Genomic DNA, 295 nt, shown 5'->3' with positions numbered 1-295 from the left:
AACGCATAGCAAGGTGGAGGATATCGCACTTGGGAAGATTGCAGGGAAAAATGACAGCTGTTCGATTTCTCCTCTGGGCAAAAATATTCTCTGCATGCAGGGACTGGCAGATGGCACCGACCAGGCGTTTATTTTTTCGACCGACGGCACTCCGGGCCAGCAGTGGCTACAGCATCATCGGCCCGGGCATGGCGACATGGCGGTCGATGTCGATGGCAACGAGATTTACGTCGGGATCAGCAAATCCGATCCAGACAGGTTTCAGGTGATCAAGCGCCGGTTGTCTGACGGCAAA

1 pseudogene is annotated in these 295 nt (G+C 54.2%); it reads left to right on the top strand.

From position 1 onward, the window contains the following. Nucleotides 1-13: 13 nt before the first annotated feature. A pseudogene (locus tag EN852_RS39270) lies at nt 14-295 on the top strand (hypothetical protein); the annotation flags it as partial.

This window comes from Mesorhizobium sp. M2E.F.Ca.ET.209.01.1.1, assembly GCF_004010375.2.
Taxonomy (GTDB): Bacteria; Pseudomonadota; Alphaproteobacteria; order Rhizobiales; family Rhizobiaceae; genus Mesorhizobium.
The sequence above is the reverse complement of the archived record's forward strand: the minus strand, read 5'-3'. Positions and strand labels throughout refer to the sequence as shown.